This window comes from Burkholderia cepacia, from assembly GCF_001718835.1.
In the GTDB taxonomy this organism is placed as follows: Bacteria; Pseudomonadota; Gammaproteobacteria; order Burkholderiales; family Burkholderiaceae; genus Burkholderia; species Burkholderia cepacia_F.
On the sequence record NZ_CP013444.1, the window covers coordinates 886805 to 901399 of the forward strand.

Annotated in this window: 12 protein-coding genes and 1 tRNA gene; 11 read left to right on the plus strand and 2 right to left on the minus strand. The window is 65.1% G+C overall.

Annotated elements, in window-relative coordinates:
* Nucleotides 1–236: 236 nt before the first annotated feature.
* The 4 genes from WT26_RS24335 to folE2 all read left to right on the plus strand — a co-directional run bounded on the left by WT26_RS24335 (nucleotide 237) and on the right by folE2 (nucleotide 4362).
* Nucleotides 237–530, plus strand: coding sequence for an exodeoxyribonuclease VII small subunit (locus tag WT26_RS24335; protein ID WP_059665605.1), 294 nt, complete (start codon nucleotides 237–239; stop codon nucleotides 528–530).
* On the plus strand, nucleotides 527–1411 hold the full coding sequence (locus WT26_RS24340; protein WP_059521456.1) for a polyprenyl synthetase family protein: 885 nt from the start codon (nucleotides 527–529) through the stop codon (nucleotides 1409–1411). Before WT26_RS24335 ends, WT26_RS24340 begins: the two co-directional genes overlap by 4 nt.
* 81 nt (nucleotides 1412–1492) lie before the next feature.
* Nucleotides 1493–3397, plus strand: coding sequence for a 1-deoxy-D-xylulose-5-phosphate synthase (gene dxs / locus WT26_RS24345; protein WP_059521455.1), 1905 nt, complete (start codon nucleotides 1493–1495; stop codon nucleotides 3395–3397).
* A gap of 155 nt (nucleotides 3398–3552) precedes the next feature.
* On the plus strand, nucleotides 3553–4362 hold the full coding sequence (gene folE2, locus WT26_RS24350; protein ID WP_059521933.1) for a GTP cyclohydrolase FolE2: 810 nt from the start codon (nucleotides 3553–3555) through the stop codon (nucleotides 4360–4362).
* 116 nt (nucleotides 4363–4478) lie between these two features.
* On the opposite strand, the gene tsaD is transcribed toward folE2, so the two are convergent.
* Nucleotides 4479–5519, minus strand: coding sequence for a tRNA (adenosine(37)-N6)-threonylcarbamoyltransferase complex transferase subunit TsaD (gene tsaD, locus WT26_RS24355; RefSeq protein WP_042975834.1), 1041 nt, complete (start codon nucleotides 5517–5519; stop codon nucleotides 4479–4481).
* Nucleotides 5520–5649: 130 nt separating this feature from the next.
* Between tsaD and WT26_RS24360 the strand changes: the two genes are divergently transcribed.
* The 7 genes from WT26_RS24360 (at nucleotide 5650) to WT26_RS24390 (ending at nucleotide 14297) form a co-directional block, all read left to right on the plus strand.
* Nucleotides 5650–6870: an NAD(P)/FAD-dependent oxidoreductase gene (locus WT26_RS24360; RefSeq protein WP_069274160.1), complete on the plus strand. Its 1221-nt coding sequence runs from the start codon at nucleotides 5650–5652 to the stop codon at nucleotides 6868–6870.
* 75 nt (nucleotides 6871–6945) lie between these two features.
* The gene (gene rpsU, locus WT26_RS24365; RefSeq protein WP_006479415.1) at nucleotides 6946–7158 is read left to right on the plus strand and encodes a 30S ribosomal protein S21; all 213 of its coding nucleotides are present in this window, start codon (nucleotides 6946–6948) and stop codon (nucleotides 7156–7158) included.
* A gap of 163 nt (nucleotides 7159–7321) precedes the next feature.
* Nucleotides 7322–7768 carry a GatB/YqeY domain-containing protein gene (locus WT26_RS24370; protein ID WP_021160855.1) on the plus strand — a complete coding sequence of 149 codons (447 nt, stop codon included), beginning with the start codon at nucleotides 7322–7324 and terminating at the stop codon, nucleotides 7766–7768.
* A 70-nt stretch (nucleotides 7769–7838) separates the two neighbouring features.
* Nucleotides 7839–9716: a DNA primase gene (gene dnaG / locus WT26_RS24375; protein ID WP_069274161.1), complete on the plus strand. Its 1878-nt coding sequence runs from the start codon at nucleotides 7839–7841 to the stop codon at nucleotides 9714–9716.
* A gap of 88 nt (nucleotides 9717–9804) precedes the next feature.
* Nucleotides 9805–12231, plus strand: a complete 2427-nt coding sequence (gene rpoD / locus WT26_RS24380) for an RNA polymerase sigma factor RpoD (RefSeq protein WP_081333763.1) — start codon at nucleotides 9805–9807, stop codon at nucleotides 12229–12231.
* A gap of 134 nt (nucleotides 12232–12365) precedes the next feature.
* Nucleotides 12366–12441, plus strand: a tRNA-Ile gene (locus tag WT26_RS24385).
* Nucleotides 12442–12614: 173 nt separating this feature from the next.
* Nucleotides 12615–14297 (plus strand): adenylate/guanylate cyclase domain-containing protein, encoded by a 1683-nt coding sequence (locus WT26_RS24390; protein WP_069271030.1) that lies wholly within the window; start codon nucleotides 12615–12617, stop codon nucleotides 14295–14297.
* 55 nt (nucleotides 14298–14352) lie between these two features.
* On the opposite strand, the gene WT26_RS37565 is transcribed toward WT26_RS24390, so the two are convergent.
* The gene (locus WT26_RS37565) at nucleotides 14353–14538 is read right to left on the minus strand and encodes a hypothetical protein (RefSeq protein ID WP_155123194.1); all 186 of its coding nucleotides are present in this window, start codon (nucleotides 14536–14538) and stop codon (nucleotides 14353–14355) included.
* Nucleotides 14539–14595 lie beyond the last annotated feature (57 nt).

Here is a 14595-nt window from a genome sequence, read left to right on the forward strand (position 1 = left end):
CCCAACCATCGAAAAATCGATTTAGGGAAACGGGGAATTATACCCGGTTCGCCTCGCAAGGCTAGGATTAAGTGCCTGATTTGTGTCAATTTTTTGTCGGGCGACAATCGGAAGGCGCACAATGTGCGTCGAAGGTGGGGCCGGAATATGTAGCCGGGTGCCCAAGACGGCAGGTCGGAAAATTCTCTTTTGCCGTAGAATGTCCGACTTGTTTTGAAATTTGACACCCCTCGTCCATGGCGAAAACCGCATCCCCAGGCGCCACGCCGCCCGGTAATGGCACCGAACCGTTGCCGGACAATTACGAGATGGCGCTCGCGGAGCTCGAGACGCTGGTTGCCCGGATGGAAGGCGGCGCGTTGAGCCTCGAGGATTCGCTGACGGCTTATCGCCGCGGTGCGACCCTCGTTGCGTTTTGCCAACAGCAGCTCGAGAAAGTGGAACAGCAGGTTCGTGTGCTCGACGGCGCGACGCTGAAGCCGCTTTCGTCCGGAGCGGCCGCCACGGACGGCGAAGACGACGATCTATGACATTCGAACAATGGATGCGGTCCGTGCTTGACCGTGTCGAGGACGCACTCGGCCACTATTTGCCCGCTGAAACCGCGGTGCCGGTGAAACTCCACGAGGCGATGCGCTACGCGGTCCTCGGCGGCGGCAAACGCGTTCGCCCGCTGCTGTGCCATGCAGCAGGCGAACTGACCGGCGCGACGGAAGCGGCGCGCAATGCGGCGGCGGCGGCACTGGAGATGATCCATGTCTACTCGCTCGTGCACGACGACATGCCATGTATGGACGACGACGCACTGCGTCGCGGCAAGCCGACCGTGCACGTGCAGTACGACGAGCCGACGGCGCTGCTGGTCGGCGATGCGCTGCAGTCGCAGGCATTCGTCGCGCTGACCGACGCCGCTGCGCTGTCGCCGGTGCAGCAGGCCGCGCTGGTGCGCGAGCTGGCGCTCGCGAGCGGCTCGATCGGCATGGCCGGCGGGCAGGCGATCGACCTGGCGAGCGTCGGCCTCAAGCTGACGCGCGAGCAGCTCGAGACGATGCACCGGATGAAGACGGGCGCACTGCTGCGCGCGGCCGTGCGGATGGGCGCACTGGCCGGCGAGACGCCGTCGGCGGAAACGATGGCGGCGCTCGACGTGTACGCGGGGGCCGTGGGTCTGGCCTTCCAGGTCGTCGACGACATTCTCGACGTCACGACCGATTCGGCGACGCTCGGCAAGACGGCCGGCAAGGATGCGGCGAACGACAAGCCGACCTATGTATCGATCCTCGGCCTCGACGCGTCGCGCGAGCTTGCAGCACAACTGCGCGCCGAAGCGCACGACGCGCTGAAACCGTTCGGCGCACGCGCTCAGCGTCTCGCCGAACTTGCCGACCTGGTAGTGAACCGGGTCAGCTGACGCGAAAGCCCGCCGCCGCGCACATGCTACGGTGCGTGCAACAGAATGCGGGCGCGTTTGATTTCCTACAATGGAACGACGATGTACGACTTGCTGAAAACCATCGACGACCCGGCGGACTTGCGCCGCCTCGATCGTCGCCAACTTCAACCGCTCGCGGATGAACTGCGCGCGTTCGTGCTCGACAGCGTGTCGAAGACGGGCGGCCATTTGTCGTCCAACCTCGGGACGGTCGAGCTGACGATCGCGTTGCACTACGTGTTCAACACGCCGAACGATCGCATCGTCTGGGACGTGGGTCACCAGACCTACCCGCACAAGATCCTGACGGGTCGCCGCGACCAGATGCATTCGCTGCGTCAGCAGGGCGGCATCTCGGGTTTCCCGCGCCGTTCGGAGTCGGAATACGACACGTTCGGCACCGCGCACTCGAGCACGTCGATCTCGGCCGCGCTCGGCATGGCGATCGGCAGCCAGCTGAACGGCGACGACCGCTTCTCGATCGCCGTGATCGGCGACGGCGCGATGACGGCCGGCATGGCGTTCGAGGCGATGAACAACGCCGGCGTGTCGGAAGACGCTAAGGTGCTCGTGATCCTCAACGACAACGACATGTCGATCTCGCCGCCGGTCGGTGCGCTGAATCGCCATCTCGCACGCCTGATGTCGGGCCGCTTCTACGCGGCTGCGCGCGCGGGCGTCGAGCGCGTGCTGAGCGTTGCGCCGCCGGTGCTCGAACTCGCGCGCAAGCTCGAGGAGCACGCGAAGGGCATGGTCGTGCCGGCCACGCTGTTCGAAGAATTCGGCTTCAACTACATCGGCCCGATCGACGGTCACGATCTCGATTCGCTGATCCCGACGCTGCAGAACATCCGCGAGCTGCGCGGCCCGCAGTTCCTGCACGTGGTGACGAAGAAAGGCCAGGGCTACAAGCTCGCCGAAGCCGATCCCGTGCTCTACCACGGCCCGGGCAAGTTCAATCCGGCCGAAGGCATCAAGCCGTCCGCCACGCCCGCGAAGAAGACGTACACGCAGGTGTTCGGCGAGTGGCTGTGCGATGAAGCCGAGCGCGACACGCGCGTCGTCGGCATCACGCCCGCAATGCGCGAAGGCTCGGGCATGGTCGAGTTCGAGAAGCGCTTCAAGGATCGCTACTACGACGTCGGCATCGCCGAGCAGCACGCGGTGACGTTCGCCGGTGGTCTCGCGACCGAAGGGCTCAAGCCGGTCGTCGCGATCTACTCGACGTTCCTGCAACGTGCGTACGATCAGCTGATCCACGACGTCGCGCTGCAGAACCTGCCGGTCGTGTTCGCGATCGACCGCGCGGGCCTCGTCGGCGCGGACGGCGCGACGCATGCGGGCGCATACGATCTCGCGTTCATGCGCTGCATCCCGAACATGACGATCATGGCCGCGTCCGACGAGAACGAATGCCGCCAGATGCTGCACACGGCGCTGCAACAGCCGAACCCGACCGCGGTGCGTTATCCGCGCGGCGCGGGTACGGGCGTGGCGACGGTGAAGGAGTTCACCGAGATCCCGCTCGGCAAGGGTGAAGTGCGTCGCCACACGTCGCAGCCGGAAGGCAAGCGTGTCGCGATCCTTGCGTTCGGCACGATGGTTGCGCCGTCGCTTGCCGCCGCCGAGGAGCTCGATGCGACCGTCGCGAACATGCGCTTCGTGAAGCCGGTCGACGCGGCGCTCGTGCGTGAACTCGCCGAGACGCACGACTACCTCGTCACGGTCGAGGAAGGTTGCGTGATGGGCGGTGCGGGCTCGGCCTGCGTGGAAGCCCTGATGGAGAGTGGGGTTATCCGACCCGTACTACAATTGGGCCTCCCTGACCTGTTCATCGATCACGGCGACCCCGCGAAGCTGCTGTCGCAATGCGGCCTCGACGGCGCGGGTATCGCGAAATCGATTCGCGAACGCTTTCTGAATCCGGCGGCCGATGTCGCCGGTCAGGCGAAGCGCGTCGCATAAGCTGGCGCCGCCGCAAGGCGGCGTCGATGCGACTGGCGCAACCGGTCTTCATTGATGCGGAAAACATGGGCCTGCGGGCCCATGTTGCTTTTCCGGCCTGCCGCATGACGCGGCGTGCGCGTCATCGAACGCGCGGCTTACAAGGATTGAACAAGATGAACCAGATGAATCCCGCCTTCGTGATGCCCGACGTGCAGAGCACGGTGGATACCCGCCAGATTCCGATTCAGCGCGTGGGCGTGAAGGCGGTCCGGCATCCGTTGACGGTGTGTACCGAAGCCGGCGACGTGCAGCCGACCGTCGGCGTCTGGAATCTCGACGTCCGCCTCCCGGCCGACCAGAAGGGGACGCACATGTCGCGCTTCGTCGCGCTGCTCGAAGAGAACCGCGCGCCGCTGACGGTCGAGCGTTTTCGCGCGATGCTCGCGTCGATGCTCGAGAAGCTGGAAGCCGAGGCGGGCCGCATCGAGGTCACGTTCCCGTACTTCGTGAACAAGACGGCGCCGGTGTCGGGTGTGCAGAGCCTGCTCGACTATGAAGTGACGCTCGCGGGCGAAAGCCGCAACGGCGACACGCGCCTGTTCCTCAAGGTGCTCGTGCCGGTGACGAGCCTGTGCCCGTGCTCGAAGAAGATCTCGCAATACGGCGCGCACAACCAGCGCTCGCACGTGACGATCGACGCGGAGCTCGCGGCCGACCTGCCGGTCGAGGCGCTGATCCGCATCGCGGAGGAAGAGGCCTCGTGCGAGCTGTGGGGCTTGTTGAAGCGTCCGGACGAGAAGTTCGTCACCGAGCGCGCATACGAGAACCCGAAGTTCGTCGAGGATCTCGTGCGCGACGTCGCGCAGCGTCTCGACGCGGACGAGCGCGTGGTCGCGTATGTGCTCGAAGCAGAAAACTTCGAGTCGATCCACAATCACAGCGCGTATGCACTGATCGAACGCGACAAGCGGCAGGCGGCATAACACGCCGTTTCGCGCCGCTTCGCACCGTTTCGTTCGCTCAGGCAGAAAGAGAAAGGCCGCTCGTTCGAGCGGCCTTTCGTTTGTGCGGGCAGCGTGCGCGACGCGGGTCGGCGTGCTCAGCGTGCGAGCGACGCGAGATCCCAGCGCGGCTTCACCGTGAAGGCGTAGTCGGCATTCGCCTGCTCGGGCCAGCGGCCGAGCCGCAATGCGCCCGCGAGCGCGATCATCGCGCCGTTGTCGGTGCAGAGCGCGAGGTCGGGGTAGTGCACGTCGAAACCGCGCTTGGTCGCGGCGGCCGACAGCGCGGCGCGCAGCTGGCGGTTCGCGCCGACACCGCCCGCGACCACGAGGCGCTTGAGCTTCGTCTTCTTCAGCGCGGCGAGCGATTTCGCGACGAGCACGTCGACGGCCGCGTCGACGAAGCCGCGCGCGAGGTCGGCCTTCGCGCGTTCGAGCGCAACGCCCTCCAGCTTCGCCGCTTCGAACTTCTTCATCTGCGTGAGCACGGCCGTCTTCAGGCCGCTGAAGCTGAAATCGAGATCGCCCGAATGCAGCATCGGGCGCGGCAGCACGACCGCGCCCGGCGTGCCGGTTTCGGCGAGCTTCGAGACTTCCGGGCCGCCCGGGTAGCCGAGGCCGATCAGCTTGGCCGTCTTGTCGAATGCTTCGCCGGCCGCGTCGTCGAGCGTTTCGCCGAGCGTCTCGTACACGCCGACGTCGGTCACGCGCATCAGTTGCGTGTGGCCGCCGGACACCAGCAGTGCGACGAACGGGAACGGCGGCGGCTCGTCGACGAGCAGCGGCGACAGCAGGTGGCCTTCGAGGTGATGGATGCCGACGGTCGGCTTGTTCCATGCAAGCGCGAGCGCATTCGCGATGCTCGCACCGACCAGCAGCGCGCCGGCGAGGCCGGGGCCCTGGGTGAATGCGATCGCGTCGATGTCGTCGCGGCGCGTGCCGCTTTGCGCCATCACTTCCTCGAGTAGCGGCAGCGCACGGCGGATGTGGTCGCGCGACGCAAGCTCGGGCACGACGCCGCCGTACTCGCGATGCATCGCGATCTGCGAATGGAGCGCGTGCGCGAGCAGGCCGCGCTGCGTGTCGTAGAGCGCGAGGCCGGTTTCGTCACAGGAGCTTTCGATGCCGAGAACGAGCATGGGTGCGGGCAGGGCGCGCCGTATCGAGCGCGCCGCAGGAAGGTCAACGTAACCGGAAATTATAGCAGGCGAGGGTGGGCCGCCGCCGCAGGCGGCCCGGGCCGGAGGCCGGGCAGGTACAATCCGCGCCATGGAAACTTATGACATCGCCGTGATCGGCGCGGGCGCCGCCGGGATGATGAGCGCTGCGGTTGCCGGGCAGCTCGGCCGCCGCGTCGTGCTGATCGACCACGCGCCGCGGCTCGCGGAGAAGATCCGCATCTCGGGCGGCGGCCGCTGCAACTTCACGAATCTTTACGCGGGCCCCGACAACTATCTGTCGGCGAATCCGCATTTCGCGCGCTCGGCGCTGGCGCGCTATACGCCGCGCGACTTCCTCGGGCTGCTCAAGCGCCATCATGTGACCTGGCACGAAAAGCACAAGGGCCAGCTCTTTTGCGACCACGGCAGCGACGCGATCATCGACGTGCTGAAGCACGAGTGCGACGCGGGCGGCATCGCGTGGCGCAGGCCCGTCGTCGTCGACGCGGTGCGCCACGCGCCGGCCGACGGCTTCGCGCTCGACACGCAGCAGGCGGGGACGATCGGCGCGCGTGCGCTGATCATCGCGACCGGCGGCCTGTCGATTCCGAAGATCGGCGCGACCGACTTCGGTTACCGGCTCGCCAAGCAGTTCGGCCACAAGCTGATCGACACGCGGCCCGCGCTCGTGCCGCTGACGTTCGCGCAGCAGGACTGGGAGCCGTTCGCGGCGCTGTCGGGCGTATCGCTCGAAGTGCGCGTATCGACCGGCGACAAGAAGCGCGGCGGTGAATTCGTCGAGGACCTGTTGCTGACCCATCGCGGCCTCTCCGGGCCCGGGATCCTGCAAATTTCGAGTTACTGGCAGCCGGGCGACCCGATCCGCGTCGACCTGTTGCCGCAGCGCGATACGGTGGCCGACCTGCTCGACGCGAAGCGCACGTCGAAGCGCCAGATCGGTTCGCTGCTCGCGGACTGGGTGCCGTCGCGCCTTGCGCATGCGTGGCTCGACACGCATCGGGTGGCCGCCGACATGCGGCTCGCCGATCTGCCGGACAAGGTGCTGCGGCAGGTCGGGGAGGCGCTCGGCGGCTGGACGCTGACGCCGAACGGCACCGAGGGCTACAAGAAGGCCGAGGTGACGAAGGGTGGGGTCGATACGCGCGACCTGTCGTCGGCGACGATGATGAGCGCGCGCGTGCCGGGGCTGTTCTTCGTCGGCGAGGCGGTGGACGTGACGGGCTGGCTCGGCGGCTACAACTTCCAGTGGGCGTGGGCGTCCGGCACGGCGGCCGGGCAGGCTGCCGCGGAGTTCGCACGCGGCGCTTGACGCAATAATGCGTTTGTGTAAAGGGTCTGCTATACTTAATAATCTTTCCCTGCAAACCTTTATTCGTGTCGGATCATGACGATCATTCGCGTTAAAGAGAACGAGCCGTTCGAAGTTGCAATGCGTCGCTTCAAGCGCACGATCGAGAAGAACGGTCTGCTGACCGAGCTTCGCGCGCGCGAGTTTTACGAGAAGCCGACCGCGGAGCGCAAGCGCAAGAAGGCGGCAGCGGTGAAGCGTCATTACAAGCGTATCCGCAGCCAGACGCTGCCGAAGAAACTGTACTGAACGATTGGGCGCCGCGCGGTTCGCTGAGCGGCGCACCGGCGGTTCCGTCGCGAGCCGCCGATGCCGGATTCGAGCAACCCGCTTGAGACACTGTCCCAAGCGGGTTTTTGTGTTGACGCCCTGTGAGTGGGCGTCGGATTCACGTTTCCTTCCCGGGTGAAAGATGAGTTTGAAAGAGCAGATCAGCGAAGACATGAAGGCCGCGATGCGCGCGAAGGAAAGCGAGCGCCTGGCAACGATTCGCCTGCTGATGGCCGCGATCAAGCAGCGCGAAGTCGACGATCAGATCACCCTCGACGACGCGGGCATCACGGCCGTGATCGACAAGATGATCAAGCAGCGCAAGGATTCGATCAGCCAGTTCCAGGCCGCCGGCCGTGACGACCTCGTCGCGAAGGAGCAGGCCGAACTGGTCGTGCTGAGCGGCTACATGCCCGAGCAGCTGTCGGAGGCGGAGGTGGCCGCCGAAGTCCAGGCCGCGGTCGCGCAGACGGGCGCCGCAGGTCCGCAGGACATGGGCAAGGTGATGGGCGTCCTGAAGGGCAAGCTCGCCGGCCGTGCCGACATGACGGCCATTTCCGCGCTGGTCAAGGCCGCGCTCTCGAAGTAACACCTGTTTCCCCGGCGCGCGCGGTGCGTGCGCCGGGGTGTCGTATTGTCTTTTTTCGCTCGATCCCACGGTGATTCCGCATTCGTTCCTGCAGGATTTGCTGAACCGCGTCGATATCGTCGACGTGGTGGGCCGGTACGTGCAGCTCAAGAAGGGCGGCGCCAACTTCATGGGGCTGTGCCCGTTCCATAACGAGAAAAGCCCGTCGTTTACGGTCAGCCCGACCAAGCAGTTCTATCACTGCTTCGGTTGCGGCGCGCACGGCACGGCGATCGGCTTCCTGATGGAGCACGCGGGGCTCACGTTCCCGGAAGCCGTGCAGGAGCTCGCGCAGTCGGTCGGCCTGACCGTGCCGCACGAGCCGTCGATGCGTGGCGGCGGTGGGGGCGGAGGCGGCGGTGGTGACTATCCGGCGCCGGTGTCGAAATCGGTTTCGACCGCGCTGTCCGATGCAATGACCGCCGCGTGCGACTACTACCGCAGGCAGTTGCGCGGTGCGGCCGTCGCGATCCAGTACCTGAAAAACCGGGGTCTGACCGGCGAGATCGCCGCGCGCTTCGGGCTCGGCTATGCGCCGGACGGCTGGCAGAACCTCGAAGCCGCGTTCCCCGACTATCGCGACGAGTCGCTCGTCGAGTCGGGGCTCGTGATCGTCAGCGAGAAGACCGACGCGCAGGGCGTCGCGCGCCGCTACGACCGGTTCCGCGAGCGGATCATGTTCCCGATCCGCAACGTGAAGGGGCAGGTGATCGGCTTCGGCGGCCGCGTGCTCGGCAGCGGCGAGCCAAAGTACCTGAACTCGCCTGAAACCCCGCTGTTCAACAAGGGGAGCGAGCTGTACGGCCTGTTCGAGGCGCGGCTCGCGATTCGCGAGCGCAAGTACGTGCTGGTCGTCGAAGGCTACATGGACGTCGTCGCGCTCGCGCAGCTCGGGTTCCCGAACGCGGTCGCGACACTCGGCACCGCGTGTACGCCGATTCACGTGCAGAAGCTGCTGCGCCAGACCGATACGGTCATTTTCAGTTTCGACGGCGATTCGGCCGGGCGGCGGGCGGCCCGGCGCGCGCTCGAGGCATGCCTGCCGCATGCCGGCGACAACCGTACGATCCGGTTCCTGTTTTTGCCCGCCGAGCACGATCCGGACAGCTACGTGCGCGAATTCGGCGCGGAGGCGTTTTCCGAACAGGTCGAGCGCGCGATGCCGCTGTCACAATTTCTGCTGAACGAAGCAATTGCCGGCAAGGCGCTCGATCAGCCGGAAGGCCGCGCGAAGGCGCTGTTCGATGCGAAGCCGATGTTGCAGGCGCTGCCCGCGAACGCGTTGCGCGCGCAGATCATGCACATGTTCGCCGACCGCCTCGATATCCCGTTCGAAGAGGTCGCGGGGCTGTCCGACGTCGATACGCGGATCGCGGCACCGCCGCGCCAGGCGCCTGCACGCAGCGAGCGGCGCCGCGTGACGGACAGCGAAAAGCGTGCGTTGCGCACGCTGGTGATGCACCCGCGCATCGCGTCGCAGCTCGACGATGAACAGCTTGCGACCCTGCGTGCGTTGCCGCGTATCGGCGAACTGTTCGCGGAGGTCGTCGATCATGCCCGGGCGCTAGGCGACGGCGCGGAGTTCCGGCTGCTTTCCGATGTCCTGCGGACGTCCTCGAATGGAGCGACTTACGAGGAAATCTTCCGCGAAATTCTGGACTATGATGAAAACGTCCGCGATTTGTTGTTACAGAATCCGGAAGACGAAACGGTGCCCGAGCGGCAGCGTGAACAGGAACGGATCGCGGGGGAGGAGTTGCAGGCCGCGGTGCTCAAGATGCGTTACGACGCCTGCTGCGACCGGCTTGACAGGCTGGCGCGGCAATCCACCTTCACACCCGAGGAATTGGCCGAATTGACGGAATTGAACCAGCAGCGAACCGACATGAAGCGTCGGCTCGGGCTGTAGGCGGCCGGGGAGCTTAGAGAGGGTTCCCCAGCGTGCTATAATATAAGGTTTCCAGCGGTTTGTTTTCCAAGCAGAGGCGAGAATCGCGATGGCAAAGACGACAGGCGGAAAGAAAGCAACAGGCAAGGGCTCGACGGAGCCGACCAAGAAGGTCACAGCGGCCAAGTCTGCTTCTTCCACCAGGACAACGTCTTCAGCCACGTCAGCCCCTGCAGGAAAAAAAACCGCGGCCGGCACTGCTCAGGCTGCGCCGGCGCCGGCAGCCAGAACACGGGCTGCCGCCAGACCCGACTCCGGGCCGGCCAAGCCGGCGGCGAAGCGGGCAAGTGCGAAAAGCGCAAGGGACACGACTGCCGCCGCGGACGAAACGGCAGTACGTACTACTCATGCACCCACGGTTCAACCGGCTGTCGTCCAGCAGCCGCGAGTCGATATAGCCGGTACGGCGAACTCCATGACCAAAAAGCTGAACGAAGTATCCGTCGAAGACGACGCAAATCAGAGCGACGAGCAGCCCGCAGCCGCAGCAGCAGCGGCTGCACCGGGCAAATCCAAGGTGCGCGACCGTCGCGCCAAGGAAAAGGCGCTGCTGAAGGAAGCGTTCGCGACGAGCACGCCGGGTACGGCCGAGGAGCTCGAAGAGCGCCGCGTGAAGCTGCGCGCGCTGATCAAGCTCGGCAAGGAGCGCGGCTTCCTCACGTACGCCGAAATCAACGACCACCTGCCGGACAACTTCACCGAGACCGAAGCCCTCGAGGGCATCATCGGCACGTTCAACGACATGGGCGTGGCGGTCTACGAGCAGGCGCCGGACGCGGAAACGCTGCTCCTGAACGACAACGCGCCCGCCGCGTCGTCGGACGATGAAGTCGAAGAGGAAGCGGAAGTCGCGCTGTCCACCGTCGATTCCGAATTCGGCCGCACGACCGATCCGGTCCGGATGTACATGCGCGAAATGGGCACGGTCGAACTGCTCACGCGTGAAGGCGAAATCGAGATCGCGAAGCGGATCGAGGACGGCCTGCGCCACATGGTGATGGCCATCTCCGCGTGCCCGACGACGATCGCCGACATCCTCGCGATGGCCGAACGCGTCGCGAACGAAGAGATCCGCGTCGACGAGCTCGTCGACGGCCTGCTCGATCCGAATGCTTCGGACTCCGCCGATACCGACGGCTTCTCCGCGAAGGAAGCGGAAGCCATCGAGAACGAGGACGAGGAAGCCGAAGAGGAAGAGGAAGAAGAGGAAGAGGAGGAAGATGACGGTGCCGCACAGGCATCGGCCAACGCCGCCCAGCTCGAAGCCCTCAAGCGTGCGTCGCTCGAGAAGTTCTCGCAGATCAGCGAGTGGTTCGACAAGATGCGCCGCGCGTTCGAAAAGGAAGGCTACAAGTCGAAGGCCTACCTGAAGGCGCAGGAAACGATCCAGACCGAACTGATGACGATCCGCTTCACCGCGCGTACCGTCGAACGCCTGTGCGACACGTTGCGGGCGCAGGTGGATGAAGTGCGTCAGGTCGAACGCCAGATCCTGCACATCGTCGTCGACAAGTGCGGCATGCCGCGCTCGGAATTCATCGCGCGCTTCCCCGGCAGCGAAACCGACCTCGACTGGGCCGAGAAGATCACGGCCGAAGGCCATCCGTACAGCGCGGTGCTGTCGCGTAACGTTCCGGCGATCCGCGAGCAGCAGCAGCGCTTGCTCGACCTGCAGGCGCGCGTCGTGCTGCCGCTGAAGGACCTGAAGGAAACCAACCGCCAGATGGCGGCCGGCGAACTGAAGGCGCGCCAGGCGAAGCGTGAAATGACCGAGGCCAACCTGCGTCTCGTGATCTCGATCGCGAAGAAGTACACGAACCGAGGCCTGCAGTTCCTCGACCTGATCCAGGAAGGCAACATCGGCCTGATGAAGGCGGTGGACAAGTTCGAATACCGTCGCGGCTACAAGTTCTCGACCTATGCGACGTGGTGGATCCGCCAGGCCATCACGCGCTCGATCGCGGACCAGGCGCGCACGATCCGTATTCCGGTTCACATGATCGAGACGATCAACAAGATGAACCGCATCTCGCGGCAGATCCTGCAGGAAACCGGTCTCGAGCCGGATCCGGCAACGCTCGCCGAGAAGATGGAGATGCCGGAAGACAAGATCCGCAAGATCATGAAGATCGCGAAGGAGCCGATCTCGATGGAAACGCCGATCGGTGACGACGACGATTCCCATCTCGGCGACTTCATCGAGGACACCAACACGGTCGCGCCGGCGGATGCCGCGCTGCATGCGAGCATGCGCGACGTCGTGAAGGACGTGCTCGATTCGCTGACGCCGCGCGAGGCGAAGGTGCTGCGGATGCGTTTCGGTATCGAGATGAGCACCGATCACACGCTCGAGGAAGTCGGCAAGCAGTTCGACGTCACGCGTGAGCGGATCCGTCAGATCGAGGCCAAGGCGCTGCGCAAGCTGCGTCACCCGAGCCGTTCCGACAAGCTGAAGTCGTTCCTCGAAGGGAACTGATTTCCGGCGTTTCCCCTCTGAACGCCACCGGTATCGATACGGTACCGGTGGCGTTTGTCTCCTTTGTTGTTACAATGCCGGCCCGGCGTCTTCGCCCGGGTGGCGTGCAGCACGCTTCACTTCTCTTCTCATCAGGGCTTGTAGCTCAGCGGTTAGAGCAGTCGACTCATAATCGATTGGTCGCGGGTTCGAACCCCGCCGGGCCCACCATCTCCTTCTTTCGCCAGGTTTCTCGGCATTCCGCCAGGGGTTCCCAAGCCCTTGCTGCAAATGCGTTTTCGGGCATCCCCGGTTCTCGGGACGATTGGCTGGCTCCGTTGATTTCCTCCATTCGATGGGGGTAGCTTTAGCGGTAACTCGATGCGGTGGAAAGGAGTTGCCCCATGCGTCAACGGCTGCGGCAGGTGGGTATTCGATCGATCCGGCTGACCACCGGGCTGGTCGTGTTCACCTACGTCGGTACGCACCTGGTGAATCATGCGTTGGGGAACGTCTCGCTCGCGTGGATGGAGCGCGATCTGCTCGTGCAGAAGTTCGTCTGGCAGGGATGGCTTGGCACGACCGTGCTGTATGGCGCACTGGCAACGCATTTCTTCCTCGGTCTATGGGCGCTATACGAGCGGCGCGCGTTGCACTGGACGCCGGCCGAGCTGGCGCAACTCGTGCTCGGCCTGTGTATCCCGCCGCTGCTCGCCAACCATCTCGTGAACACGCGGATCGCCTTTGCCGAGTTCGGCCTGAACAAGGGGTATGCGCAGCTGCTCTACGCATTCTGGATCGATTCGCCGTTCTTCGGCGGCGTGCAGCTGACGCTCCTGGTTGTCGCATGGCTGCATGGATGCTACGGCATCTGGTTCTGGCTGCGATTGAAGCCATGGTTTGGCGCATGGCGGAGCGTGCTGCTGAGCGCCGCCGTTCTGCTCCCGGTGCTCGCACTGCTCGGCTTCCTGCAGGGCGGACGGGAAGTGGTAGCGCTTGCGCGGGATCCCGTCTGGCGTGCCGTGGCGATTCGGCCGGCCAAGGTCGGCACGGGATTGCAGAACCGGTGGCTCGCCGAATTGCGCAACGACTTCCTGATATTCGATGGCGGGGCGCTGTTGCTGGTGCTCGGTGCGAGACTGGCGCGCACGGTGCGTGAACGCCGCGCAGGACGGTTCAGTGTCCTGTATCCGGATGGACGAAAGGTACGGGCGCCACTCGGATTCTCGGTGCTCGAGGCAAGCCGCATGGCCGGCATTCCCCATGCCAGCAGTTGCGGCGGGCGCGCCCGATGTACGTTGTGCAGGGTGCGCGTACTCAGCGATGTACAACTGCCCGAGCCTGGCGAGACCGAGCGTCGCGTACTGGAGCGGCTGGGCGCCGATCTGCGGGTCGTGCGCCTTGCCTGCCAGTTGCGGCCAACCCACGATCTCTCCGTGTGGCCGCTGGTGCCGCCGGCGGCCTCTGCGGCCTTCCTGCAGCGGCGCCAGCGGGATGTCATGCCGCAAGAGCGATTCGCGGCGTTCATGTTCGTGGATATGCGAGATTCCACGAATCTTGCAGCGGCGCAACTGCCGTTCGACAGCCTGTTCGTGGTCAGTCGCTTCCTCAGCGCAGTCAGCTCCGCGGTGGTCCAGGCCGGCGGCCTGCCGAACCAGTTCATGGGGGATGCGGTGCTCGCGATATTCGGCTTGAGCAGCGATCCGGCCGCCGCGTGCCGCCAGGCGATCGACGCGGTGCCGCTGGTGGCGGCCAATATCGACGCGCTCAACGCAGCGCTCGAGCAGCAGCTGAATGCGAAGATCCGGTTCGGCATCGGATTGCATTGCGGTCGCGCGGTCATGGGCGAGATTGGTTTTCGCGAGCATGTCACCTTCACCGCAATCGGCGATCCGCTGAACGTGGCGTCGCGACTCGAGCAATTGACCAAGGAAGTCGCCTGCGAGGCGATCATCTCGGACCTGGTCTTCGTGCATGCCGGAATTTCAGCCGAGGGTCTGCCGCAGCTTGCCGCGCGCGTAAGAGGCCGCGATGACCCGGTGCCCGTGCGGGTGCTGTCCAGGGCGGCGCAGATGCCTCGACGCTGATCCTTGACCGGCAGCACCGAGGCGATTTCGCGACGCCGCCCCGAGCGCGGCAAGGTCAATGGCCGGAATGGATGGAACGCACCGGACTCCTCACCGTTGGTTTCCCGGCTTCGGATGTGCCGTGCTCCGGCATTCCGCCCATCGATTCAGTCGCCACCTGCTGGTCGCTGCTGGCAGCGTCGTGAGCGGCTGCCTTTGCCTCCGCGGCCTGGATATCCGCAGGATAGTTCGCGTCGTTCATGATGCGGACTCCTGCCAATCAAGTGCTAAATTTTCAAGGAGATGAGCGGAACAGTAG

Bases quoted from the DNA above. Each gene is read 5' to 3' on its own strand.
- tsaD (WP_042975834.1), bottom strand. From the start codon at position 5,519: ATGCTCGTTCTCGGCATCGAAAGCTCCTGTGACGAAACCGGCCTCGCG.
- WT26_RS24390 (WP_069271030.1), top strand. From the start codon at position 12,615: ATGCGTCAACGGCTGCGGCAGGTGGGTATTCGATCGATCCGGCTGACC.
- WT26_RS37565 (WP_155123194.1), bottom strand. From the start codon at position 14,538: ATGAACGACGCGAACTATCCTGCGGATATCCAGGCCGCGGAGGCAAAG.
- dxs (WP_059521455.1), top strand. From the start codon at position 1,493: ATGTACGACTTGCTGAAAACCATCGACGACCCGGCGGACTTGCGCCGC.
- WT26_RS24340 (WP_059521456.1), top strand. From the start codon at position 527: ATGACATTCGAACAATGGATGCGGTCCGTGCTTGACCGTGTCGAGGAC.
- WT26_RS24360 (WP_069274160.1), top strand. From the start codon at position 5,650: ATGGAAACTTATGACATCGCCGTGATCGGCGCGGGCGCCGCCGGGATG.
- rpsU (WP_006479415.1), top strand. From the start codon at position 6,946: ATGACGATCATTCGCGTTAAAGAGAACGAGCCGTTCGAAGTTGCAATG.
- folE2 (WP_059521933.1), top strand. From the start codon at position 3,553: ATGAACCAGATGAATCCCGCCTTCGTGATGCCCGACGTGCAGAGCACG.
- rpoD (WP_081333763.1), top strand. From the start codon at position 9,805: ATGGCAAAGACGACAGGCGGAAAGAAAGCAACAGGCAAGGGCTCGACG.
- WT26_RS24370 (WP_021160855.1), top strand. From the start codon at position 7,322: ATGAGTTTGAAAGAGCAGATCAGCGAAGACATGAAGGCCGCGATGCGC.
- WT26_RS24335 (WP_059665605.1), top strand. From the start codon at position 237: ATGGCGAAAACCGCATCCCCAGGCGCCACGCCGCCCGGTAATGGCACC.